Annotated in this window: 18 protein-coding genes; 9 read left to right on the top strand and 9 right to left on the bottom strand. The window is 46.0% G+C overall.

Translation table 11 applies throughout. The features are described from left to right. The first annotated feature begins 6 nt into the window (after positions 1–6). From PN466_RS25240 to pap, 3 genes are all read left to right on the top strand, one after another. A complete protein-coding gene (locus tag PN466_RS25240) occupies positions 7–1,671 on the top strand; it encodes a right-handed parallel beta-helix repeat-containing protein (protein ID WP_271945375.1) in 1,665 nt (554 codons plus the stop codon). A gap of 59 nt (positions 1,672–1,730) precedes the next feature. Further along, complete coding sequence (locus PN466_RS25235; protein ID WP_271945373.1) at positions 1,731–2,774, top strand: metal ABC transporter solute-binding protein, Zn/Mn family; 1,044 nt, start codon at positions 1,731–1,733, stop codon at positions 2,772–2,774. A gap of 320 nt (positions 2,775–3,094) precedes the next feature. After that, the gene (gene pap, locus PN466_RS25230) at positions 3,095–4,582 is read left to right on the top strand and encodes a polyphosphate:AMP phosphotransferase (protein ID WP_271945371.1); all 1,488 of its coding nucleotides are present in this window, start codon (positions 3,095–3,097) and stop codon (positions 4,580–4,582) included. Positions 4,583–4,820: 238 nt separating this feature from the next. Here the strand turns inward: pap and psaB are convergent, their stop codons facing one another. Both psaB and psaA read right to left on the bottom strand, forming a co-directional pair. Then, positions 4,821–7,049 (bottom strand): photosystem I core protein PsaB, encoded by a 2,229-nt coding sequence (psaB, locus tag PN466_RS25225; RefSeq protein ID WP_271945369.1) that lies wholly within the window; start codon positions 7,047–7,049, stop codon positions 4,821–4,823. A gap of 19 nt (positions 7,050–7,068) precedes the next feature. Continuing rightward, positions 7,069–9,336 carry a photosystem I core protein PsaA gene (gene psaA, locus PN466_RS25220; protein WP_271945367.1) on the bottom strand — a complete coding sequence of 756 codons (2,268 nt, stop codon included), beginning with the start codon at positions 9,334–9,336 and terminating at the stop codon, positions 7,069–7,071. Positions 9,337–9,929: 593 nt separating this feature from the next. Here psaA and PN466_RS25215 point away from each other — a divergent pair. Continuing rightward, complete coding sequence (locus PN466_RS25215; RefSeq protein ID WP_271945365.1) at positions 9,930–11,663, top strand: hypothetical protein; 1,734 nt, start codon at positions 9,930–9,932, stop codon at positions 11,661–11,663. Positions 11,664–11,674: 11 nt separating this feature from the next. On the opposite strand, the gene PN466_RS25210 is transcribed toward PN466_RS25215, so the two are convergent. Continuing rightward, positions 11,675–12,523, bottom strand: a complete 849-nt coding sequence (locus tag PN466_RS25210) for an EI24 domain-containing protein (RefSeq protein WP_271945363.1) — start codon at positions 12,521–12,523, stop codon at positions 11,675–11,677. Between the two features lie 39 nt (positions 12,524–12,562). Between PN466_RS25210 and PN466_RS25205 the strand changes: the two genes are divergently transcribed. After that, the gene (locus PN466_RS25205; protein WP_271945361.1) at positions 12,563–13,435 is read left to right on the top strand and encodes an alpha/beta fold hydrolase; all 873 of its coding nucleotides are present in this window, start codon (positions 12,563–12,565) and stop codon (positions 13,433–13,435) included. 189 nt (positions 13,436–13,624) lie between these two features. On the opposite strand, the gene cysH is transcribed toward PN466_RS25205, so the two are convergent. From cysH to PN466_RS25185, 4 genes are all read right to left on the bottom strand, one after another. Beyond that, positions 13,625–14,383 carry a phosphoadenosine phosphosulfate reductase gene (gene cysH, locus PN466_RS25200; protein WP_271945359.1) on the bottom strand — a complete coding sequence of 253 codons (759 nt, stop codon included), beginning with the start codon at positions 14,381–14,383 and terminating at the stop codon, positions 13,625–13,627. Positions 14,384–14,761: 378 nt separating this feature from the next. Continuing rightward, positions 14,762–15,106: a hypothetical protein gene (locus tag PN466_RS25195; protein ID WP_271945357.1), complete on the bottom strand. Its 345-nt coding sequence runs from the start codon at positions 15,104–15,106 to the stop codon at positions 14,762–14,764. A 38-nt stretch (positions 15,107–15,144) separates the two neighbouring features. Continuing rightward, positions 15,145–16,548 (bottom strand): folate/biopterin family MFS transporter, encoded by a 1,404-nt coding sequence (locus PN466_RS25190; protein WP_271945355.1) that lies wholly within the window; start codon positions 16,546–16,548, stop codon positions 15,145–15,147. Between the two features lie 155 nt (positions 16,549–16,703). Next, positions 16,704–17,114 carry a hypothetical protein gene (locus tag PN466_RS25185; protein WP_271945353.1) on the bottom strand — a complete coding sequence of 137 codons (411 nt, stop codon included), beginning with the start codon at positions 17,112–17,114 and terminating at the stop codon, positions 16,704–16,706. Positions 17,115–17,363: 249 nt separating this feature from the next. On the opposite strand from PN466_RS25185, the gene glpX reads away from it, so the two are divergent. Then, positions 17,364–18,401, top strand: a complete 1,038-nt coding sequence (gene glpX, locus PN466_RS25180; RefSeq protein WP_271945440.1) for a class II fructose-bisphosphatase — start codon at positions 17,364–17,366, stop codon at positions 18,399–18,401. A gap of 221 nt (positions 18,402–18,622) precedes the next feature. Continuing rightward, a complete protein-coding gene (locus PN466_RS25175; protein WP_271945352.1) occupies positions 18,623–19,921 on the top strand; it encodes a glutamyl-tRNA reductase in 1,299 nt (432 codons plus the stop codon). Positions 19,922–20,030: 109 nt separating this feature from the next. Here PN466_RS25175 and PN466_RS25170 read toward each other — a convergent pair whose 3' ends face one another. Beyond that, positions 20,031–20,288, bottom strand: coding sequence for a 2TM domain-containing protein (locus PN466_RS25170; RefSeq protein WP_271945350.1), 258 nt, complete (start codon positions 20,286–20,288; stop codon positions 20,031–20,033). A 252-nt stretch (positions 20,289–20,540) separates the two neighbouring features. Here PN466_RS25170 and remA point away from each other — a divergent pair, with 252 nt between their 5' ends. Both remA and gmk read left to right on the top strand, forming a co-directional pair. Continuing rightward, on the top strand, positions 20,541–20,798 hold the full coding sequence (gene remA / locus PN466_RS25165) for an extracellular matrix/biofilm regulator RemA (protein ID WP_271945348.1): 258 nt from the start codon (positions 20,541–20,543) through the stop codon (positions 20,796–20,798). Positions 20,799–20,832: 34 nt separating this feature from the next. Next, on the top strand, positions 20,833–21,423 hold the full coding sequence (gene gmk / locus PN466_RS25160) for a guanylate kinase (RefSeq protein WP_271945347.1): 591 nt from the start codon (positions 20,833–20,835) through the stop codon (positions 21,421–21,423). Positions 21,424–21,460: 37 nt separating this feature from the next. On the opposite strand, the gene PN466_RS25155 is transcribed toward gmk, so the two are convergent. Then, on the bottom strand, positions 21,461–22,978 hold the full coding sequence (locus tag PN466_RS25155) for a YncE family protein (protein WP_271945345.1): 1,518 nt from the start codon (positions 22,976–22,978) through the stop codon (positions 21,461–21,463). Positions 22,979–23,062: the final 84 nt, after the last annotated feature.

Here is a 23,062-nt window from a genome sequence, read left to right as displayed (position 1 = left end):
AAATTTATGAACCGCAAATTCTGGAGGAAATACAAGAAATTAGTTTTTAGCATAGGGTGGATGGCTATTTTATGCTTGCTCAGTTATATTCTATTTTTGAATCTATTTCCAGAAAGTATTAATCTAGAGCCTTTACCGGTATCTATTATTCAAGTTGCAGATCTCGATTGTCCTGCGGATTATTCAGTTCTGGAAACTAATCCAATAGCCGATTGGTATGGACAAGACGCTTATCCCTGGAGCGATCGCTTACCTTGGGGATGCGTGTATAATATTAACGACTTTCCGGGAGAAAACAGCGATCGCCAGTTTGAGCAAGCCAAAGCAGCAGCCATGGAACAGGGGGGAGGAGTCATCTATTTTCCTGCCGGAACCTATCAATTTTCCGAGGATCTGGTTTTAGATAATAGAATTATTCTGCGCGGAGAGCCTCCAAAGATAACCGAAGCAAAATCCGATGACTTTCAACCCCGCTCCCGTTTGGTTTTCCCTGAGTATAAACCCCAGCTATCGGGAGAAGGAACTCCCAACAATACGGCATTTAAGACGATTCGCACTGCTCATCCTGAAACGGATAGCGATCTAGGGTTAGTCTATTTAGAGATTAATCGCGCAGGAGTGCAGATTCTACCAGATTTGAACTCAGCCAAGAATCGAAATATCATCCTATTTGGCATTCGTAGCAATAATGTTGCCTATCCTGACAGTCGAATACCCGATCGCTCTTTTCAAGAAGGTTGGATGCGGTTTGCCAGTCGCTTTAGTGCTAATTTCAAAATTAATGGCTATGAACATATTTTAGTGGCCAATAATCGCCTCAACGATCGGATTACCGATACTTATGAGCAACCGGGATATAAAGTCAAAGGACTGAAGAAAAAAAAGATTATCACTTATGCTCAAGGTAGTCGTGTCCCTTTCGATTATAGCGCCCATTATGGGATTGCAGTGAATCGCTCTGGCCAGTTCAGTTTAGGAGAAACTCCCAGGACTCAACCTGGATTATTTCGTCACGGAATTACAATTCGAGATAATTGGATTTATCATACGATGCGCTCTGGGATTCAAGCTTCCGGTCAAGGATTGGTGATTAAAGACAATGAAATTCACGATCAACGGCGAAAACAAGTGTGGACTCACCCGACAGGATTAAGTCAACCCAGAAATGCTAATACGTTTGAAAATAGAGGGATTGATTGGTCAGGACATCAGGTGACTATTGAGGGAAATGAGTATGAGGTGTATCGCCATCAAATTATGGATAATCGGTATTGGAGTGTGGATGGAGAAGGGATTTTAATTCAAGAGTGCTGTGGAGGAACGTCGGTTAAGGGGGCAGTGATTCGGGGAAATCAAGGTAATGCGTATATTGGCATTTATAAAATTCCTGAAATTGACCATGTGACGATCGCGGATAATCTCCTCTTACCTGCTCCAATTGGGAAATCGAATATTTACGTCAGTGCCGATACCAATCGAGGAGCAAGTGAGATGAATAATGTCAGAATTGAAAATAATCAAGTCCATGGGAATATTGTAGTTAAGGCTTCTCAAGGAGGAGGAGGAAATACGATTATCAATAATCAGGGAACGGGTGAGAGTGTATTAGAGTTTTCTTGCCTAATTTCCGTGACCGGCAATCGTGGGTTTGAGGAAAAAGAGTGCCAGTAAGCGAAAGATTTTTCGCTCCTACTGCTAAAATAAAATGATAATCATTCTAATTTAAGTCCATGATCATTCCAGGAAAGAGAGTAAGTCAATTGGGGATCGCGGTTTTCACTGCCCTATCTCTCGTCAGTTGTGTTTCTAACTCCAGCACTGAACCCATTACAGGGCAAAATACAGCCGTTGTGGAAGAGCAAGACGACTTGGAGGTGGTGACCACATTTTTGCCGATTACCCAATTTACGAAGGCAGTGGCCGGCGATCGCGCAGAAGTCATACAATTACTACCAACTAACATCGGCCCCCATGACTACCAAGCTAAACCTGGGGATGTTCAGGCGATCGCCCAAGCGGATATATTGATTAAAAATGGGTTAGAACTAGAATTTTTTCTAGATGACCTCATTAACAATGCGGAGAATACCAATTTAGTCATCGTTGATTCAAGTTCCGGTATTGAACCGTTAAAGTTTGCAGAACAAGACCATGATGACCACGATCATGGTGATGAAGATGATCATGACCATGGCGACGAAGATGATCATGACCATGGTGATGAAGATGATCGCGACCATGGTCATGATCATGGAGAATTCGATCCTCATATTTGGCTCGATCCCAAACGAGCAATTGAGCAAGTCGAAAATATTCGTGATGCTTTAATTGCGGCTGATCCAGAAGGAACAGAAGTTTATACCCAAAATGCTGCTGCTTTTATCGAGGAACTCAAAAGCTTAGATGCTCAGATTACCGAACAACTGAAACCTTACGCCGGACAAACCTTTATCACCTTCCATGATTTTGCCAATTATTTTGCTCAGAGTTATGGTCTCAGAGCTGAATTCTTGGTAGACATTCCGGAAGAAAATCCCTCTCCTGAAGATGTGCGCCGCTTGATCGAAATTGTGCAAGCCGAACAGATTCAAGCCTTACTCCAAGATCAGCAAGGAAACACTAAAGCCTTTGAAACTCTAGCTCAAGATCTCAAAATTGAAGTTAGTACATTTGATCCAATCGAAACAGGAGGTTCAACCAGTACTGAACCCACTATGTATTTGACGATTATGGAACAAAATGCAACTAATTTAGCTGACGCTTTAAATGAATAAGTTAACTATTCTGAATCCTGAAACCATTTCTTTCTAAGGTTTCCTCTAATCGATCATCAAGAGGCAAGGGGCTGAGTGCCCCTTGTTAGACGCAAGTGAGAGCAGGGAATTGAGTGTTGTAGGAGTGATATTCCATGATGAAATCTCTTAAGTTACCATGGATTTAGCGTATCAAATTATATGTAAAAAGAATTAAGTCATTCCTCCATGTTGGCCAGGAGGGGATATGGGTGCAAATTTGAAAATAAGCCAAAGGATTGGAAGAATCAGGAAGCGATCGCAGATCATAGAACCAGAACCATACAAGGATATATACACGAATGCTCAAGCAACTGGATCTCGATCGCTCTCTTGACAAGCACCGCTACAAAATAGAAATAGAAGATCTGATGCAACAGTTGCGATCGCTTCAACACGCCTGTTGGGAAAAAAAATTACCCATGATCATCGTGCTTGAAGGATGGGCAGCCGCGGGTAAAGGCGCTCTAGTCAAAAAAGTGATTGGGTATATGGACCCCAGAGGATTTGCACTGCATCCCATTTGGCCGCCAAACGCCGAAGAAAAAAATTATCCTGTCCTCTGGAGATTTTGGCAAAAAATCCCCCACTACGGCAGCATTGGGCTGTTTTACCATAGCTGGTATACCCATGTTCTCGAAGACCGGCTATTTAATCGTGTTCGAGAAGCTCAAGTTCCCGCTCTGATGCGCCACCTTAACGCTTTTGAGCGGCAAATGAGCGATGATGGTTGTGCGATCGCCAAATTTTGGATTCATCTAAGTAAAAAAGAACTCAAGCAACGGCTTAAAGCCTACGCCAAAGACACCCTAAATGCCTGGCGAGTTAGGGATGAAGATTGGCAACAGGTCAAACGGTATGACGACTATCAGATGCTGGCAGAAGAAATGATTATTCAAACCAGCACCGGGTTTGCCCCCTGGACATTAGTCGAAGGCAACTGTCAACGCTGGGCCCAAGTCAAAGTCTTACAAACCGTAGCCGCTACCCTGCGAGAAGCCCTAGATCGTAGGCAAAGTCAACTCATTCCCCCTTCTCTTCCTCCCCAAGAGCATTTAGAACCCACAGAACCGGATTTTCTAGCACGGGTCAATCTGAGGGCTTCCTTCTCTAAGAAAGAGTATCAGAAACGGCTCAAAAAAGCCCAAATGAGATTGCAAGAATTACAACTGAAGATTTTTAAGGCTAAATTGCCCGTATTAGCCCTATTTGAAGGATGGGATGCGGCGGGAAAAGGGGGAGCTATTAAGCGCTTAACCGATAATCTAGACCCTCGCAGTTATGAGGTCAAAGCCTTTTCTGCACCGACGGCTGAGGAAAAAATGCATCATTATCTATGGCGATTTTGGCGAGATTTACCCACCGCCGGCAAAATTGGTATTTTTGACCGAACTTGGTATGGTCGGGTTTTGGTTGAACGTATTGAAGGCTTTGCCACCGATACCCAATGGCGGAGAGCCTATCGTGAAATTAACGAATTTGAAGCCATGTTGATCGATGCAGGGTATGTTTTAGTTAAGTTTTGGCTTCATGTGAGTCCAGAGGAGCAGTTACAGCGCTTTGAGTCCCGTCAGAATGATCCTTTTAAGTGCTATAAGTTAACCGATGAAGATTGGCGAAACCGAGAAAAATGGGGACTATACGAGGTTGCAGTGAATCAGGCCATTGGCCGCACCCATACACCCAATGCTCCTTGGACAATAGTGGCTGGCAACGATAAGCTTTATGCACGAGTGAAGGTGTTGGAGTCTGTGATTGAGGCGATCGAACTGGGTTTAAGAAAGCAATGATATAGCAGAGAAAGACTTGGTTAGGACAGTTAGGTATGGTTTGAGGCAATAGGCACGAATAGCAATAGACAATGTCCTAACTCTCCTTTTTTCTGCTATATTCCTCTTCTGTCATGTTGTGAAAAAGGAGCTTCAAACCCTGATTCCTTGATTATCCCTTTCCCTGCTATATCCAACTACAAAACCCCCCACCCGAAGGTGAGGGGTTTTTATCAGTTAATGATCAGTCCAGAAGGATTTAACCGAACTTACCCGCAGTGGAGGCAATTAAGAAGGCTGCATAGGTCAAGACATAGCCAACAGTGAAGTGAGCTAGACCAACTACACGAGCTTGAACGATGGACAGAGCAACGGGCTTATCTTTCCAACGAACCAGGTTCGCCAGAGGAGTACGCTCGTGGGCCCAAACAATCGTTTCAATCAACTCTTGCCAGTAACCACGCCAGCTAATCAGGAACATGAATCCAGTTGCCCAGACCAGGTGTCCGAAGAGGAACATCCAAGCCCAAACAGCCAAGTTATTCATGCCGTAGGGATTATATCCATTGATCAACTGAGAGGAGTTTAACCACAGGTAATCGCGGAACCAACCCATGAGGTGGGTAGAGGACTCATTGAACTGAGCCAGATTTCCTTGCCAGATAGCCAGATGCTTCCAGTGCCAGTAGAAGGTTAACCAGCCCAGAGTATTCAGCATCCAGAACATGGCGAGGTAGAAGGCATCCCAAGCAGAGATGTCGCAAGTACCACCACGACCGGGGCCATCACAGGGGAAGCTGTAACCGAAGTCTTTCTTATCGGGCATCAGCTTGGAACCCCGTGCATCCAACGCACCTTTCACGAGGATTAAGGTGGTGGTGTGCAGACCAAGGGCGATCGCATGGTGAACTAAGAAATCACCAGGGCCAATGGGTAAGAACAGAGAGTTAGAGTTGTTATTAATCGCATCTAACCATCCGGGTAGCCAGAAGTTGGCGTGATTGGGGAATGCGGTATAAGCAATGCTGTCAGGATTGGACAGTAAAACATCCATTCCATACATTAACTTACCGGAAGAAGCTTGAACGAACTGAGCAAACACAGGTTCAATCAAGATTTGCTTCTCAGGAGTACCGAAGGCAACCACAACATCATTGTGAACATACAGTCCCAGGGTATGGAAACCGAGGAACAAGGAAACCCAGCTCAAGTGAGAAATAAGAGCTTCTTTATGCTCAAGCATCCGAGCCAATACATTGTTCTTATTGGCTTCTGGATCGTAATCCCGAACTAAGAAGATTGCACCGTGAGCAAAAGCCCCTACCATCAAGAATCCAGCAATGTACTGGTGATGGGTGTATAGCGCTGCCATGGTGGTGTAGTCCTTAGCCATGAAAGCATAAGGAGGCATGGCATACATATGTTGGGCGACTAGAGAAGTCACAACACCCAGACAAGCTAAGTGCCATCCCAACTGGAAGTGTAACGATTCGTTGTAGGTATCGTACATTCCTTTATGACCGTCACCGATCATTCCTCCAAAGGGAGTTCCTTTGGGAGGATTATGGGCTTCCATGATTTCCTTCATGCTATGGCCAATGCCCCAGTTCGTGCGGTACATATGTCCGGCAACGATGAAGAGAACTGCGATCGCCAAATGGTGATGAGCCATATCGGTGAGCCACAGAGACTCAGTTTGGGGATGGAAACCACCTAAGAAGGTTAGAATTGCGGTTCCTGCACCTTCAGATGTGCCAAACACATGACCAGCCGTATCTGCATTTTCTGCATATACGCCCCAGTTCCCTGTGAAGAAGGGAACCAAACCAGCCGGGTGAGGCAAAGTGCTCAGGAAGTTATCCCAGCCCACGTGCTGACCGCGAGATTCGGGGATTGCGACGTGAACTAAGTGACCGGTCCAAGCCAGAGAGCTAACACCGAACAAACCAGCCAAGTGGTGATTCAGACGGGATTCAGCATTCTTGAACCAAGACAAGCTAGGACGGAAACTGGGCTGGAGGTGTAACCAGCCAGCGAATAGCATCAACGAAGCTAGAACCAAAAGGAAGATAGCTCCTTGATACAGATCGCCATTCGTCCGCATTCCGATGGTGTACCACCAGTGGTAGACACCGGAATAAGCAATGTTTACAGGGTTAGCAGCACCGGCTTGAGTGTAAGCATCGATCGCTGCTTGTCCAAATTGTGGGTCCCAAATCGCGTGAGCAATGGGACGGACATTGAGAGGATCTTTGATCCACTGTTCAAAGTTACCTTGCCAAGCTACGTGGAACAGGTTGCCAGAAGTCCACAGGAAGATGATTGCCAGATGACCAAAGTGGGAGGCGAAAATCTTTTGGTAAAGATTTTCTTCCGTCATGCCATCGTGGGTTTCAAAATCATGGGCGGTAGCTATCCCGTACCAGATCCGACGAGTTGTGGGATCTTGTGCGAGGTCTTGGCTAAACTTGGGGAATTTCGTTGCCATGTTTAAGTCCTTCTCGACCTCATCCTACTGCAATGATGCGAGCCAGGAAGAATGCCCAAGTAGTGACAATTCCTCCCAAGAGGTAGTGGGCTACCCCTACAGCGCGACCTTGAATAATACTCAAGGCGCGAGGCTGAATCGCGGGTGCGACTTTGAGCTTATTATGGGCCCAAACAATCGATTCAATCAACTCTTGCCAGTATCCACGACCACTAAAGAGGAACATGAGACTAAAGGCGAAGATGAAGTGACCGGCTAGGAACATAATGCCATAGGCAGACAAAGCAGACCCGTAGGACGTAATCACTTGAGACGCTTGCGCCCACAAGAAATCACGTAACCAGCCATTGATGGTAATTGCACTTTGGGCAAAATTACCATTAGTGATGTGGGAAACGGTTCCATCGGAGGATACACTTCCCCAGACATCCGATTGCATCTTCCAGCTAAAGTGGAAAATCACAATGGACAGAGAGTTGTACATCCAGAACAGACCCAGGAAGACATGATCCCATCCTGAGACTTGACAAGTACCGCCCCGACCCGGACCATCACAGGGGAAGCGGAAGCCCAGATTTCCTTTATCAGGAACTAGACGAGAGCTACGGGCATAGAGAACACCTTTGAGCAGGATAAGCACCGTAACGTGGATGGTAAAGGCGTGGATGTGGTGAACCATGAAGTCGGCTGTTCCCAGCGCGATTGGCATCATAGCTACTTTTCCACCAACAGCTACGACATCGCCACCAAAGGCAGGACTGACACTAGCCAACGCATTGGGGGCTGTGTTACCAGGAGCCAGATTATGTAGATTCTGTACCCACTGAGCAAAGATAGGCTGAAGTTGAATTGCCGTATCCGAGAACATATCTTGGGTACGACCTAACGCACGCATGGTGTCGTTATGAACATACAAGCCAAAGCTATGGAAGCCTAGCCATATGCAAACCCAATTGAGGTGAGAGATAATTGCATCCCGATGACGAATCACCCGGTCTAACAAGTTATCAACATTTTTCGCCGGGTCGTAGTCACGAACCATAAAGATAGCTGCGTGAGCGCCCGCGCCGACAATCAGGAATCCCCCAATCCAAACATGGTGAGTAAACAGGGAGAGTTGAGTCGGATAGTCTGTAGCGATGTATGGATACGGAGGCATCGCATACATATGATGAGCCACAATGATACTCAATGATCCCAACAACGCTAGGTTGAGGGCCAGTTGAGCGTGCCAAGAGGTTGTGAAGATTTCGTACAATCCCTTGTGGCCTTCTCCAGTGAAGGGGCCTTTGTGAGCCTCTAGGATTTCCTTCATGCTGTGACCAATACCCCAGTTGGTGCGGTACATATGGCCAGCAATGATAAAGAGGACGGCGATCGCCACATGGTGATGGGCTGTATCAGACAACCACAAGCCACCAGTGACCGGATTGAGTCCACCTTTGAAGGTTAAAAAGTCACTGAAAGCACCCCAATTCAGGGTAAAGAAAGGCTGGATTCCACCGAGACCTCCCCACTCTACACTGGGGTAGAGTTCCGTCATCAAGCTGGGATTGAGAATAAACTCATGGGGCAAGGGAATATCCTTGAGAGCTACTCCAGAATCCAATAACTTGTTGATCGGTAAGGAAACGTGGATTTGGTGACCGGCCCAACCGAGGGAACCACAACCGAGCAGTACAGATAGATGATGGTTCATCATCGACTCCACATTCTGGAACCATTCCAGTTTGGGAGCTGCTTTGTGATAGTGGAACCAACCGGCAAATAACATTAAGCCAGCCATCACCAACCCACCAATCGCGGTGCAGTAGAGTTGGTAAGAGTTTGTGAAGCCGGAGGCTCTCCAGAGTTGGAATAAACCGGAGGTAATTTGGATTCCGTGGAATCCACCACCAACATCACCGTTAAGAATATCTTGGCCGACAATGGGCCAAACCACTTGGGCACTCGGTTTAATGCCGAGAGGATCGCTCAACCAAGCTTCATAGTTTGAGAATTTAGCACCGTGGAAATAAGCGCCACTTAGCCAGACAAATACAACGGCTAAATGACCAAAATGGGCGCTAAAGATTTTTCTAGATACGTCTTCTAGATCGCTGGTATGACTATCGAAATCATGAGCATCGGCGTGAAGATTCCAAATCCAGGTTGTGGTTTTGGGTCCTCTAGCTAGGGTTCTGTCAAAATGACCCGGCTTGCCCCATTTTTCAAATGAAGTGGGGACTGGGTCTTTATCGACGACCACCCTCGCCTTTGCTTCTTGCTCCTTTGGGGTAGTTGTCATTGAGACTCTCCTCTCTTTAGACAAGTAGCGTCATTACAGAACGCTAGGCACTACTTAATAGGGTTAGTTCTGTGAGGCACTTTAAAGCAGTTTTGGGATCTATCAGTTATCTCTTGATGTTCAAGATTAGATTTCTTGATGTTCAAGATCGGTTTTTTTTCAAGATGTGGGTCTATGTAAAGCTTTGTTACTGAATTTGAGGAATTTTAATTTCCTCACTCAGGACATTGCCCTTTTATAGCCTTTTCTCTTTGATCCCGATGCTCCGAAGGTTTCACTAAGATCAAGCGATCCAGAAGGTCACCGGTTTTAAGTAGTGTACTGACTGTGAATTATAGGACTTGTCTTCCCTTTGAGGAAGCTACTTAACAATAATTCAAATTTGCCTTCATCAAGTGTGGGGCTAAATCTTCAGATAGCTTTTTGTTCAAAAAACAGAACAAAAGTCAATAATCTATCAATAATATTTACAAAACTCAATGGAATGAAGCAGACCCAGTTTAGAGACTTCCAGGTTGGTGATAAAATAGCGCTGTACTTTAACGTGCAAGGGATTAAGGATGTCGGTGTTGCGTCAGAAAATCGGGAAACGCATGGTTTCAAGCCTCTTAGGACTCATGTTAGTGCTGGGTCTATCCCTGGGAGTTGTCAGTTGTGGGGATCAAGGAAGCCTCAATCTCCCCAATCCCACCTCCGGGATCTCCAATCCTCTCAAGCGGGAAATTTCCCCAAAAATCGCTGAAGTCTCGCCCCCAGAAGCCATCCAAAAACTACGGCCAATTCTCGAAACCTACCAACCCCAAGTCACAATCCTCAATCCTCAACCTGAGCAAACACTCCAAGACACAACCTTTACCCTAAAACTCGACGTTCAAGACTTACCTATATATAAAGACCCGAATCTAGCTTTAGGGCCTCACCTGGAAGTGACCCTAGACAACGAACCCTATACAACCCTTTATGATCTATCCCAACCGGTTAGGTTTAGCAACCTCAATCTGGGAACCCATACGATTAGAGTATTCGCCACCACTCCCTGGGGAGAGAGCTTCAAAAATGAAGGTGCTTACGCCCAAACCACGTTTCACATCTTTACGAAAACTGAAGACCAAATCCCTAATCCTGACCTTCCCCTGCTCACCTATAGCAATCCCATCGGCACGTATGGAGCCGAACCCATTCTGTTAGATTTCTATCTCACCAATGCGCCTCTGCATGTCGTCGCGCAAGAAAATTCAGAGGACAATATTCTAGACTGGCGGATTCGAGCATCGGTAAACGGAGAAGAGTTTATCCTCGATCGCTGGGAACCTCTCTATCTGAAAGGATTTGACCGAGGCAAAAACTGGGTCAAACTGGAAATTCTAGATGAACTGGGTAACCCGGTTAACAATGTTTTCAATACCACGGCTCGCTTGGTAACCTATGATCCTGAAGCTACGGATACCCTGTCTCAACTCATCCGAGGTGAAATTAGTGCTGAAGTGGCCCAAGGTATTGTCGATCCAAACTACATCGCTCCGTCCACTGCTGCACCGGAGACGGAAGTTTTAGAACCGCAGGAAGAACCAATAGCGGCGGAGGAAGAGCTTCCGGAACCTGAAGTTGAGGAAGAAGTGCCTGAAACTCCAGAGGTAGAGGAAGAGATTTTGGAAATTCTGGAAGTGGAGGAAGACGTTCAGGACACCACAGAGGTAGAGGTTTTGGACATCTCACCAGTCGAGGAACCTATAGAACAAGAGATTTCTGAAACTGTGGACGTAGAAGAAGAGATTCTAGAAACTCCAGAGTTAGAACCGATAGAAACGGTAGAACCAGAAGAAATAATACCAGAATCTTCAGGAGCAGAAGAGGAAGCAGAACAAGTGGTTAGTGAGACTCCAGCATGGCGTAAGCAACTGAATCTGAATCAGTGGCGCGATCGCCTAAAATCCAAATGGAACCAACTTGATGTTAAGTCTATTAATCCCTTTGGCAATAAAGCTTTAGAGCCAGAAGAGACTCTGGAAATTACCCCTGAATCCCCAGTTGTAGAAGAAGTGATTGAATCCCCTTTTAAACCCGAACCTGTAGAAGAAGAAATTGAAACCCCAGAACCTGAAGCACTTGAACCCGAAGTTATAAAAGAGGAAATCGAGACTCCAGAAGTGTTAGAAGAAGAAGCTCAAGAGACGATCGAATTTCCCGATTTAGTCGATTCTGCGCCCTTAAAAGAACCTATAGAATCTCCTCCCCTGGAAACATTGAATAACCCTTCAGAAATGGAAGCATCTGAAGGGTTATTCAATGTTTCCTACTCCACAAATAGAATCAATGGAGCGCGTTAACTAGAATTTCCCTATTCCCTAGTCCCAAGCGCTATATCCGATCGCTCTTGGGTAAAATGATGGGGCCAAATGCGATCGCAGAACAATAGAGTGCCACCAGACACACAAAGGGGAACCGTTAAGATATTGATAAACGGAACACTCACCAATCCAAAACACACTAAGCCAAACGTGGCACTGGCGGGAAACGTGCGCCAAACTAAGGTTAACTTTTGCCGAAAGGGAAGCTTGCGGCGCTCTAGAGGAGAATCAAAAAAATCTAGGCAAACGAGGGTTGTCGCTAGGGTTAAACTGCCGATGCTAAAGAGCAGCGTGCCGATCGCCGGAATAAAGTTAAATAGCAATAGGGGAATACCAGCGATCGCCATCAACAGTAATTTTTTTAACTCAAACAGGATGGCTCGCCAAATATCCTGGGCGATCGCCAACGGATGAGTATTGATCTGCGGCAGTTGTCCCAGGCGTGTTTTCTCAATTTGTTCTGATAATTGACCATACCAGGGAGACCCTAAAATTGCCCCAAATTGAACCAACAAAAAGCCTGTAACCAGGAATAACACCAACAGCACCAAAACATTTAACAGCCAATGCAGAACCACCGTGAACCCAGTCAAAAACCCTAACCACATCGGTAAACTAGCGATCCATTGATTCCACTGAAACGTCCACTGTTGTGTCAGAGTATCCACCAGTTCCAAACCGGGAAACACTAAACCCACATAGAGCGCAATACCAATCAAGATATTGATTAAAATGGGCACAATCACATAACCGCGCAATTTAGGCTCATTCACCAATAATGCCAAAGCGCGAAACGGGTAAGTTGCTCCAGCAATCAATCCCATGGGAAGATTAAACATAGCGATCGCACCTTATCGTAAATCTAGAGAGAGCATCACATGGCCATTCGTCATACATTCTCCACAGATCATCTACAATTATCCTACCTTCAATGGCATGGCTCAGGTACAGAACCCGTTTTGTTATTGCATGGTTTAGCCGATCATGCCCTCGTTTGGTCAAGTTTCGCTGCCTCCCTAGGGCCAAACTTCCATTGCATTGCCCCCGACTTGCGCGGCCATGGAGAAAGTGATAAACCCAAAACTGGATATACCTTCGATCGCCTGATTACTGATTTAGAAGCATTAATGGATCGTCTGGGATGGGAAAGTGCCCATATTGTTGGTCATTCCTTTTCCGCGAAATTTTTACCTCTCTGGGCAAGTCAGAATTCCAAACGTTTCCGGACTATGACCTTAGTCGATCCCTTTTTTATTGATAAAATCCCTAAATTTTTTGAGGTCACTTTTCCCTTACTCTATCGCGTCTTGCCCTTCTTGCAAGGGATGGGCCCTTTTAGCAGTTATGAGGCGGCCGAAACCAAAGCCAAAACCCTCAAACAATATCGGGGATGGAGCGATTTACAGCAACAAGTTTTTCAAAACAGTATCGAATCTAAACCGGATGGCACTTGGGGAAGTAAATTCACTATTGATGCTCGCAATGAAATCTTTAAAGAAGTGATGCAAGTTGCTGGACTGACACAACCCCTAGACCTGCACACTTTATTAATGACTCCAGAAAAAGGACTCAATCGCACGAACTGGCAATTAAAACCGTACCGCACTTATCTTCAGAATTTAACAATTGAAACAGTCCCCGGTAACCATTGGGCCTTTTTAGTTGAGCCAGAATCCTTTAATCAAGTTTTAGGTAATTTTTTGCAAAGTTATCCCTCTTCTGTTACTCAGAAAATAGGGGATAGGGAATAGGGAACAAGGGATGTTTTACCGGAACAATGTAGGAGTGGAAATGCACTGTACAGAGTTCAACTGATTAACCTAGTTAAACTGAGTACTCGGACATGAGATCATTCCCCTTTTTCCAAAAGTGACAGAAGAGGAATAATTGGAATGACTATCGCCTCTTACTTGGTCTATCCCTATTCCCTAGCCAAAACACTATAAACTACTAGAGTCAAGACTGTGAGCCTCGTCGTCAGTCGCGGGCAAATGCAATCCACATTCTTGTTTCAGACCTTGGAAGCGGGTATCGCGTTCATGTCCATCTTCCAAACTGAGCGGACGAGAAGAATGCCAATCTCCAACAGTCATATACCCCTGATCAAACAACGGATGATAGGGTAAATCATGGGCAACTAAATATTGGTAAACATCCCGTGAATTCCAATTCAGAATGGGTAAAACCTTATAAATATCACCTTGACGATTAATAAACTGTAAACTCTTACGGTGATCGGTTTGGTCGCGGCGCAAACCCGCTAACCAAGCCGTGACGTTAAGTTCTTTTAACGCTCGTTGCATGGGTTCAACTTTACGCAGTTGATCGTATTGATTTAATGCTTCTACTGTACCTTGTTCCCAGAGTTGGCCATAAATAGCTTCCATATGGGCGGGACTCATGGAAGATTGGTAAATTTTTAGGTTGAGGTTAAGTTTGTGGGTTAAATCATGGGCAAAGCGATAGGTTTCTGGAGGTAAATAACCCGTATCTACCCAAATAACTGGGATATTGGGCACAACAGAAGTGACCAAATGGAGCATCACAGCCGATTGAATGCCGAAACTGGTACTCATGGCTAGACCTTCGCCAAAGGTTGTAGCAGCCCATTGCACAATATCCCTAGCTTCTATATCGGAGAACTGTTCGTGCAGGGTTTGAGTATCGAGGTTGGGTAGCGCGGTGATGGTTGAATTCATTAATGATTCAGGTTCCTAAGCGGTAGTAGACTAGATTATTCATATAAGGTTATCAAAGGATGGAGATGAAGGGGGAGAATTTAAACCTTAAGTGAGGAATTCCCCATTACTATAGCGTTGCCTGCTAGGATGGAGCAATTCGTGGAAGCTCATTTGTGCCATTGATTAGAGTCAAGAGCGGCAATTCCTGTGGAAACATTAACTTTTCGTATTTGTGCCGGAAGAAGTGGCAGGTCAGGAGCAAGAGAGAGCTGATAGGGCTGAATCGAGCGCAATAACGATCCGTATCACCTCAGCGATCGCGAATGTCAAGACAAAACGGCAAACAAAAAAGAGGAGATCGAGCGACATGCTTTGAATGCCCCTTAAACAGCCATCTCATTCTGTTTTAGAAAGCTTAATAGCGCTCTCAAATTCTCGTCGTGACCTTTTAGACATTTTAGGTTTCTGTTTCAGAAAATCCACCACTGTTGTAACTTTAAAAAAATCTGGGTTGGTGACATTAGGCTCTTTTGATAGGTGAACTTCAACCCGGTATTCCCCATCAATTAATAAAGTATAAAAATCCATGTCAGGCTCTGGAATCCAGTGCAAAAGAAATATTTTATCTCCTAAATTTGGAAAATGGGATTTAAGGATTGTTCTGAGCAAAGCAAAGTCTGGGCTATAAAGGATTGCATCTCTAGATTTTTCTAATTCTTCAGAAATTGGGAATAAAACCATGATAAAACACCACTTACAAATAACGTGTAGGCCTGGTTTTAGCTTGAAACTTGTGTGAGTCCTGCTAAGGGTTTAGTCTTTTCTGGATCGTCCTCTTCATCTGGAAGAGGATGAATTGGGTTGTCTGCCACTTGTGGGGTACTGAGGGTGTTGTCGCTGGGTAGGAGTTTCAGGAACGGAAGGGGTAGAAGAGAGGAGAGGTTGGTGAGAGTAACCAACAGGGCAAGGTTGTCGAAGGTGTTGGGGGTAATGCCAAAGCTATGCATGAGAAGAGCGCCCAACTCTTGGGAAACGACATGGGACAGGTTGGCAATGGACATGAGCAGAGCAAACAGTGTGGCTTCGATACCGGGGGGGCAGAGTTTGGCGCAGAGAACGAGAACGGGCATAAAGGCAATTTCGCCAATGACGGTGAGAATCACGCTATCTCCTAGACTAAACCACTGATCGCCAATCCCCAAGAGTCGATTCGTATGGGTAACCAGCAGTACCGGGGTGAAGCCAAAAAGGACAGCTATGACGGTACTCCAACCAAAGATTTGCCGGAAGGGAACGGCTTTGAGGAAGCGTTGAAAAATCCAAATGCCAATTAATCCAGCAATACTGGTAAATAGACGCACGCGACCTAGAAATTCCGGTTGAAAGCCTAATTCGTTGGTGGTGAAAAAGAAAAAGGCAGAGTCGGAAGAAGGAGTGGCTTGCCAGAGGAAGAGGAAGAGGGTGGGTTTCCAGATGGAGGGGAGAAATATCGCTTCTTTAAGCTGCGATACTTGGTGTTTGATGGTATTCCATGCTGGAGTAGAGTCAGTTTCTGGGGATTCGACAATCAGCCCCGCTCCTATGGCTACAATTAATGGGAAAATTGCTGTAATGCCAAATACTTGTTGGGGAGTCAGAATTTCTAATAACCATCCGCTTAAATAAGCTGTGATTAATCCTCCTAGGGCTGACGTTCCCCAACAGAGAGATTGTAGCGATCCGACTTGACTGGTGGATTCTGTTCTGGCTCGTTCAACTACAATGGAGTCGGCAATCACGTCACTGATGGCAACGGAAAGGGAGCTAAGGGCGATCGCCGCTGTTGCCATGATTGCATTATCGACAACTGTCGCCAATACTACCCAAGCCAAACTCCCCAACAAACCCGACAAAATCAGGTAGGGACGGCGACGATCGCCCAAAATCGGCAAACCGTCAGACATAAATCCCCACAGGGGTTTAATAATCCAAGGTAGGGCTGCCACTCCCGTGAGCGCTGCCACTTGGGCGGGAGAAAGACCCAAATCATCCTTGAGGAAAAAGCTAATGGCTAATCGAGCCAGACTTAAAACCCCTTGCACGAAATACACCAGCAAAATAGCCAGTAATTCTGGGGTGGGTTCATTACCCAATAGCAGTTTTTTGAACAGATTCTGGGAGCCAGGAGAGGAAAAGCCAATCATGTTACAAATCTTTATATTCTTGAGTAACTATGATAGCGCTCTTGTTGGGTGGGGTGATGGGGAGATAGGGGGACACGGAGATAGCAGACTATTGCCTATTGCCTATTGCCTACTCCCTATTCCCTATTCCCTATTCCCCATTCCCCATTCCCTCTCTAATCTCTAGATTTCCGCGCTCCGATCGCGGCTGCACCGTAATTAATCCGACAGCCCACATTAAAAATACTTGCGCCACATTCTAAAGGAACCACCTGGTCGTTGAGAATCGCGCTACAACTGACATACTGATCGCCATTGGTATCCTTAACCATACATTCAATTGGGGTTGCACCGGCCTGTCTTGACCAGAGCCTCATACCCAAAGCCGCCACTTCATGTTGCCAAAAGAAAACCGTTAGAGCGATCGTCACTAGAACCGCGCCCACCAGTCCAACTTTCAGTTGCCAACTGGCCAATATATTACTGACCTTGGTTTGCAGAGGTTCCAGAAAACGGGTCTCCTCTTTTTGTTCAGTCACCGTTTCCACGGGTTTAGATAATTCTGAATTTCCTTGAGTTTCAGACATGGTATGGCTCCTGTAGTTTTCAGCTCAAGCGAGTCTTTGTCGATAATTATAGGAGATTTACACAAAAGCTGGCTTCTGTGAACTCCGACTGGTCTCAGAGCCGTGGACTCGGAGATAAAAGATGCAAAACTTAACATAATCTCAGAGAGACTGCGATCGAACATTGGCCCCAGACTCTGATAGACTGATACACTGAAACCGGCTAAATATAAGCATTTCACTGAATTACCTCTAGGGAGAAAAACTGTGATTGAAACCACATTGGGATTAGAAATTATAGAAGTGGTCGAACAAGCGGCGATCGCCTCTGCTCGTTGGATGGGGAAAGGGGAAAAAAACACCGCTGACCAAGTCGCTGTAGAAGCGATGCGCGAACGTATGAACAAAATCCACATGCGCGGACGCATCGTCATCGGAGAAGGAGAACGGGATGACGCTCCCATGCTCTACATCGGCGAAGAAGTCGGCATTTGCTCCCGCGAAGATGCCAAAGAATACTGCAATCCCGATGAATTAGTTGAAATTGACATCGCTGTTGACCCCTGTGAAGGAACCAACCTCGTCGCCTACGGTCAACCCGGTTCCATGGCTGTGCTTGCCATTTCTGAAAAAGGTGGACTCTTTGCTGCTCCCGACTTCTACATGAAAAAACTGGCCGCTCCTCCAGCCGCCAAAAACCATGTAGATATCCGCAAATCAGCGACCGAAAACCTAAAACTGATCTCCGAGTGTCTCGATCGCTCCGTAGAAGAATTAGTCGTTGTCGTCATGGATCGGCCTCGTCACAAAAACCTGATCAACGAAATTCGTAGCGCTGGCGCAAGAGTTCGCCTCATTGCTGATGGAGACGTATCCGCCGCCATTTCCTGTGCCTTTTCCGGAACCAACATCCACGCCCTCATGGGAATTGGAGCCGCTCCCGAAGGAGTCATTTCCGCTGCTGCCATGCGCTGCTTAGGGGGTCACTTCCAAGGTCAACTCATCTACGATCCAGAAATCGTGAAAACCGGCTTAATTGGCGAAAGCAAAGAAAGCAATCTCGAACGTCTACGCAGCATGGGCATCGAAGACCCAGACCGGGTATACAATGCTGAAGAACTCGCCTGTGGAGAAACCGTATTGTTTGCCGCGTCCGGTATTACCCCTGGAACCCTCATGGAAGGCGTTCGCTATTTCCATGGTGGAGCCAGAACCCATAGCCTGGTTATTTCCAGTCAGTCCAAAACTGCCCGGTTTGTAGACACCGTTCATATGGCTGACGCACCCAAAAATATCCAATTAAAATAGGATAACTTTTCAATTACAGTCGTTTCTGCTCTGTAAGATCCCCCCCAACCCCATTGTTTTAGGAGATGGGGGGATGGGGAGATGGAGGGATAGGGGGTTTAATCATAGGAACTAGAACACCCTAAAACTCTATCTCCATAGGGTCTTCAGTTTCACTGAAGCCATCTTTTGTTTATAATCTGCCCAAAATCTTAGCAAGTTGCCTTAACAAACATTAACCCATGAATGTCGCAGTTATCGGTTTAAGCCATAAAACAGCTTCCGTTGAAGTTCGAGAAAAACTCAGTATTCCTGAACCCCAACTCGAACAAGCCATCACCACCCTCAAGCTCTATCCTCATATTGAAGAAGTCGCTATTCTAAGCACCTGTAACCGCTTAGAAATCTATGTGGTGATTCGTGACAATCAACAAGGCGTTTGGGAAGTTACCCAATTTCTTTCCGAACATAGCCAACTGCCCCTCTCCCAATTGCGTCCTCACCTGTTTATTCTCCTCCATGAAGATGCAATTATGCATTTAATGCGCGTGGCAGCCGGATTAGACAGCTTGGTACTCGGCGAAGGGCAAATTTTATCGCAAGTTAAACAAGGTCATAAACTCGGCCAACAGTATAAAGGTGTGGGTCGGATTCTCAACCGCTTAATGAAACAAGCTATTACTGCGGGGAAACGGGTACGTACGGAAACCAACATCGGTACAGGTGCAGTTTCTATTAGTTCAGCCGCGGTTGAACTTGCCCAAATGAAACTAGAAACCCTGGAAGAATGCAAGATTGCCATTATCGGTGCGGGTAAAATGTCCCGTTTGTTGGTACAACACTTGCTCTCCAAAGGCGGTACTCAAATTAGTATTGTCAATCGCTCCATGCAGCGTGCTGAAGAATTAGCCAATAAATTTAGTGAGGCTTCTTTAGCGCTTCATCCCATGGGAGAAATGATGGAGGTGGTTCAGGCATCGGATTTGGTTTTTACCAGTACTGGAGCAACCCAACCCTTATTAAATCGTGCCAATTTAGAACCCATTGTTAATCCAGAACGCCCCTTAACTTTAATTGATATTTCCGTTCCTCGAAATGTGGATGCTGATGTGAGAGAGTTACCCTCAGTCAAACCCTATAATGTGGATGACTTGAAGGCAGTAGTTGCCCAAAATCAGGAAAGTCGCCGTCAAATGGCGATGGAAGCTGAAAGCTTATTAGAAGAAGAAGTAGAAGCGTTTGAGGTATGGTGGCGCAGTCTGGAAACTGTACCAACGATTAATTGTTTACGTCATAAAGTGGAGACGATTCGCGAGCAAGAGTTAGAAAAAGCCCTTTCTCGTTTGGGGTCTGAGTTTGCGGAGAAACACCAAGAAGTGATTGAAGCGCTCACCCGTGGAATTGTGAATAAAATTCTACACGATCCCATGGTACAACTGCGGGCCCAACAAGATATTGAAGCTCGCAAGCAAGCCATGGAAACTCTGAAGACGTTGTTTAATCTGGAGATTGAGGCGGCTTCTAGTAATCAATATAGCTAGAGGGAATGAATCGTTATCGCTCTTCCTTCTGCTATCCGGTAGATTTCGATCGCCCTAAATCCCCCTTCTTCCGCAGGAGACGGGGGGATGAGGGGAATAATTGGCAAATTTATTTGGGATTAGAAGAAGGCGTGTAGTCGGCGATCGCAAAAATAAAGATTCCATGGATCGCCAACAGTCCCAACCAGCCTAAGCTAAACCAAGTCAGCCAGAGGAGGGTATCAGGCTTAATTTGATGGACAAACCAGAGTCCGGAGTTCGTTGCGGCATATATCGCTACATGGAGCGCAAAGTTCATCCGGTCATCTAAGCGGCGATAGTCTGGATCGTTGTTACGGTCGGGTTTTCGAGGCCAACGTGGAGGCATAGCTGATAGGGCGCTTCGTGCTAAGGAATGGGGAATAGGGAATGGGTATCGTACTCAGGGTTAGAGTCTGTAACCATGCACCTCATAGGAGCGTTAAACGCTCTACCCTCAATGTAGAATAAATCGAATCCTGAATCAATCGGCTCCCTTCGATACTTCGGCTAGGCTGCGGCGCTTCGCTCAGGGAGCGTCAGCCCCTTTGTCCCCATCCATCTCCCCATGTCTCCGTGTCCCCGATTCCCCTATCCCCCTATGGTTCAACTGATTAATATTGGATTTGGTAATATCATTAATGCGAATCGAGTCATTGCGATCGTCACTCCAGAGTCAGCACCGATTAAACGGGCGATCGCCGACTGTCGCGATCGCGGACAATTAATTGATGCCACCTATGGTAGACGCACCCGCGCTGTGATAATTATGGATTCAGGCCATGTTGTCCTATCTGCCATTCAACCAGAAACCGTTTCCCACCGGCTGATGTCTCAAAAGGGTAATCGGGAATCTTAAGGGAGCAGAGGATAACGTTCAGAATACATTGGGAATGATACAAACGGTTGGGACAGGAAAATTAGTGGTTATTACGGGCCCAAGTGGGGTGGGTAAAGGGACGTTAGTGCGATCGCTGCTCGAGCGTCATCCAGATATTTATTTGTCAGTCTCAATGACTACTCGTTCTCCTCGCCCTGGAGAAGTGAACGGTAAAGATTATTTTTTTGTCACTCCAGAACAGTTTCAGGATTTAATCGCTGCGGAGCAACTGTTGGAATGGGCCCAATTTGCTGGTAATTATTATGGCACGCCTCGCCAACAGGTCGAGGAAAAAATCAAGCAAGGAATACTGGTATTATTAGAGATTGAGTTAGAAGGCGCTCGGCAGATTCGCGCCTCCTTTCCCCAAGCTCTGAGACTCTTTATTTTGCCCCCATCGATGTCCGAGTTAGAGCGCAGATTACGCGATCGGCAAAGTGAGTCTCCAGAGGCAATTACCCGCCGTCTCAACCGTGCCATCATCGAAATTGCTGCCGCAGACGAGTTTGATGTCCAAATTGTCAATGATGACTTTGATCGAGCCTTAGCAGAAGTAGAGTTGGTCTTATTTCCTGATCTACCTGAGTTGAGCCTACAATCTTAAGCAATCAATCCTTAGCATACGAGGTTACCGTGCTAGTCTAATCTTGAAAAATCATCAGACTTCCCGTATAACACGCCACCCAAACTTGATGGGTTTCGGGGTCATAGGTTACGCCAATGGGAGCCGCTTCTGTGGACACTGTTTGCAGGACTTTCATATCCTGAGTACGAATCTTACTCAGGGTATCGGAATTGTAATTGACTACATATAAAAATTGTCCATCATCAGATAAGACCATGCTGCGGGGGGCACTTCCAGTGGAAACTTTACTAACAATTTCTCCAGTTTTGAGGTCTAGTTTCCCGACTTCGTTATCCAGATTAAAACTGACATACAAATAGGATTCTAAGGGGTCTAAATTTAAGTGACGGGGAGTGACTCCCACTTGGTTAAACCATTGCACAGAATAGTCATTGAGGTTGACTTTGGCAATATCATCCGATCCCATAATGGCAACATAGGCAAATTGAGATTGGGCATCCACTTCAATTCCCCGTGGATAGGCATCAAGGGGAATACGCTTAATTTCTTGATTCTGTTGGGTGTCGATGATACTTAAGTCCCAGCTACACCAGTTGGAAACTAGAACCAGGCGGTTATTGGGGGTAGTGGCGACATATTTGGGTACAGATCCCACCCAGATGACGTTTTCAATTTGCAGGGTTTCGGTGTTGATACGATAGAGGGTGGAGGGGTCAAAGTTGGCATCGGGATGACAGACATCATCTCCAGGACGATTAAATCCGGGGCCGTACATTTGATAGTTGGATACCCAGGCATATTGACCGTTATGAGAAAAGGCGGCTTCTACGGGCGATCCTTGAAAGAGTCCGCTATATTCGGTATGACCAAAGGCTTCTAAATCGACGCGATCGCTGATTGTTCCGACTAAATTATACTCCCGGTCGTATACGGTGACCGTATGGGAATACATCATATTTTGGGCGAAGAATAGACCATTTCCTGAATGTACAATCGATTTAGGCGAGAGGTTCCCACGAATCACGTGGTTGAGTGTCATAGGAGTGGAATCGGCCCAGAGGGTCTGTTGAACAGTGTCGAGTTGCTGTTGATAGTCTGCTTTGAGGCTAGGAATCTGAGTAAACTGGGGATGATCGGGGGGTAGGGTATCGAGGGTTGCGATCGCCTGTTGCCAATAGGATTTTACTTCACGCCATTGAGCCTTGGTTCGTGCGGTGGACGTTAAAGAAGTAGCCTGATTAACCGTATTTTCCACATCTTGCCAGCGATCGGGTGTGGCTTGGGGTTCTGGTGTGGGTTCGGATGCAGCAATTTCCCACTCATACAAAGATTGTGGCACTTCTCCGTCTTGGATCAAGATTTCTGTGGCAAATAGATAAGTACCGAGGATAGACGCAGGTAAGGAAATACCTAAACAGAAGGATTTGAAGCGCCACAGTCGTCTGTATCGTCTGCGTACCTTGCGAGGAACCCTGTCAGCAGGCTTAAGTTTTGGGCTAACACCGGGATGTTTAGCTAAAGTTTGGGTTGAAGATTTGCCCACTCTAGAGGGAGCGTAGGTTAGTAATACCATGAAAGTAGGAACTGTACTGAGTCATTGCTCGTTGTTTTTGAGGGCAGCGATCGTGGATACTCAAAATTAGTATGACCCCACCTG

The organism is Roseofilum reptotaenium CS-1145 (genome assembly GCF_028330985.1).
Classification (GTDB): domain Bacteria; phylum Cyanobacteriota; class Cyanobacteriia; order Cyanobacteriales; family Desertifilaceae; genus Roseofilum; species Roseofilum reptotaenium.
Note: the sequence above shows the minus strand (reverse complement) of the source record. Positions and strands in the feature narration are given on the sequence as shown.

What these genes read in the sequence shown, in the direction of transcription:
- PN466_RS25240 (WP_271945375.1), top strand. Translation starts at nt 7, where the DNA reads ATGAACCGCAAATTCTGGAGGAAATACAAGAAATTAGTTTTTAGCATA.
- PN466_RS25235 (WP_271945373.1), top strand. Translation starts at nt 1,731, where the DNA reads ATGATCATTCCAGGAAAGAGAGTAAGTCAATTGGGGATCGCGGTTTTC.
- pap (WP_271945371.1), top strand. Translation starts at nt 3,095, where the DNA reads ATGCTCAAGCAACTGGATCTCGATCGCTCTCTTGACAAGCACCGCTAC.
- psaB (WP_271945369.1), bottom strand. Translation starts at nt 7,049, where the DNA reads ATGGCAACGAAATTCCCCAAGTTTAGCCAAGACCTCGCACAAGATCCC.
- psaA (WP_271945367.1), bottom strand. Translation starts at nt 9,336, where the DNA reads ATGACAACTACCCCAAAGGAGCAAGAAGCAAAGGCGAGGGTGGTCGTC.
- PN466_RS25215 (WP_271945365.1), top strand. Translation starts at nt 9,930, where the DNA reads ATGGTTTCAAGCCTCTTAGGACTCATGTTAGTGCTGGGTCTATCCCTG.
- PN466_RS25210 (WP_271945363.1), bottom strand. Translation starts at nt 12,523, where the DNA reads ATGTTTAATCTTCCCATGGGATTGATTGCTGGAGCAACTTACCCGTTT.
- PN466_RS25205 (WP_271945361.1), top strand. Translation starts at nt 12,563, where the DNA reads ATGGCCATTCGTCATACATTCTCCACAGATCATCTACAATTATCCTAC.
- cysH (WP_271945359.1), bottom strand. Translation starts at nt 14,383, where the DNA reads ATGAATTCAACCATCACCGCGCTACCCAACCTCGATACTCAAACCCTG.
- PN466_RS25195 (WP_271945357.1), bottom strand. Translation starts at nt 15,106, where the DNA reads ATGGTTTTATTCCCAATTTCTGAAGAATTAGAAAAATCTAGAGATGCA.
- PN466_RS25190 (WP_271945355.1), bottom strand. Translation starts at nt 16,548, where the DNA reads ATGATTGGCTTTTCCTCTCCTGGCTCCCAGAATCTGTTCAAAAAACTG.
- PN466_RS25185 (WP_271945353.1), bottom strand. Translation starts at nt 17,114, where the DNA reads ATGTCTGAAACTCAAGGAAATTCAGAATTATCTAAACCCGTGGAAACG.
- PN466_RS25175 (WP_271945352.1), top strand. Translation starts at nt 18,623, where the DNA reads ATGAATGTCGCAGTTATCGGTTTAAGCCATAAAACAGCTTCCGTTGAA.
- PN466_RS25170 (WP_271945350.1), bottom strand. Translation starts at nt 20,288, where the DNA reads ATGCCTCCACGTTGGCCTCGAAAACCCGACCGTAACAACGATCCAGAC.
- remA (WP_271945348.1), top strand. Translation starts at nt 20,541, where the DNA reads ATGGTTCAACTGATTAATATTGGATTTGGTAATATCATTAATGCGAAT.
- gmk (WP_271945347.1), top strand. Translation starts at nt 20,833, where the DNA reads ATGATACAAACGGTTGGGACAGGAAAATTAGTGGTTATTACGGGCCCA.
- PN466_RS25155 (WP_271945345.1), bottom strand. Translation starts at nt 22,978, where the DNA reads ATGGTATTACTAACCTACGCTCCCTCTAGAGTGGGCAAATCTTCAACC.